1 protein-coding gene is annotated in these 1,251 nt (G+C 66.5%); it reads left to right on the forward strand.

The genetic code is table 11. The features are described from left to right. Positions 1 to 125 precede the first annotated feature (125 nt). A partial coding sequence (locus tag AC2VON_RS23675) for an ISAs1 family transposase (protein ID WP_486955033.1) occupies positions 126 to 1,251 on the forward strand: 1,126 nt, incomplete at its 3' end.

A 1,251-nucleotide genomic window follows, 5' to 3' on the forward strand; every position in this document is an offset into this window, starting at 1 on the left:
GGGTGTGACACACGGGAGCGGTGTGGCTACAGGACGGGCACGGCAGAGCACGAGATGATCACAGTTTGCACACCAGTCACATCCCAGAAAGTGCTGCCGTGCCCGCTGTGTCATCATCTCCGATCTTGTCCGTCGTCGACGACTCCGACCCGCTGCTGGGTGAGTTGGCTGATATCCCCACCGCGCCCGACAGTTTGCTGGAGCTGGTTGCCAAGGTGCCCGACCCGCGCAAGCCGCGCGGGAAACGCCACGCACTGCCCGGGGTGCTGGGGGTGGCGCTGGCGGCCACGCTGGCGGGCGCACGCTCGTTTGTCGCGATCGCCGAATGGGCCGCCGACGCCGCGCCGAGCGTGCTCGCGCGCCTGGGTGTCACGGGCACGGTGCCCTGTGAGTCGACGATCCGCCGCTGCCTGCAACGACTGGCCCCCGATGAGCTGGACAAGCTGATGGCAGGGTGGATGTGGTTGCGCACCAGCACGGTCACCGGGCGGCGGGTGATTGCTTTCGATGGTAAGACGCTGCGCGGCGCCCGCGATGCGGCTGACGGCCTGGTGCACCTTTTAGCCGGGCTGTGCCAGCACACCGGCACGGTGCTCGGCCAGCTCGCAGTCGGCGCGAAAACCAACGAGATCCCAATGCTGCGAACGCTTCTGGACACTATCGACATCGCTGACGCGGTCATCACCGCCGACGCTTTGCATTGTCAGCGCGACACCGCCCAGGCCATCGCCGCGGCCGGCGGCCACTACATCCTAACCGTCAAAGCCAACCAGCCCAAACTGCGCAAACAACTCAAAGAGCTTCCGTGGAAACAGATCCCGGTGGCCGACCGCAGCACCGAACACAGCCACGGACGCACCACCAAACGTGTGCTCAAAGCCACCGAGATCGCGGCCGGCATCGGGTTCCCGCACGCGGTGCAGGTGCTGCAACTGACCCGCACCGTCACCGACCACAAGGCGAACACAACGCACACCGAGGTCGTCTACGCGATCAGCTCGCTGGCGGCCACCGACGCCAGCCCCGAACAGTTAGCCAGCTGGCTGCGCGGCCACTGGGCGATCGAGAACCGGCTGCACTGGGTCCGCGACGTCACCTACGCCGAAGACCACTCCCAGAACCGCACCGGCGCCGGTCCCCAAGTTATGGCCACCCTGCGCAACACCGCCATCGGCCTGCTTCGCCTCGACGGCCACGACAACATCGCAAAAGCCCTGCGCCACAACGCTCGAAACCCCCAAAGGCCCATCA

The sequence above is a fragment of the Mycobacterium sp. TH-M82 genome (assembly GCF_057473605.1).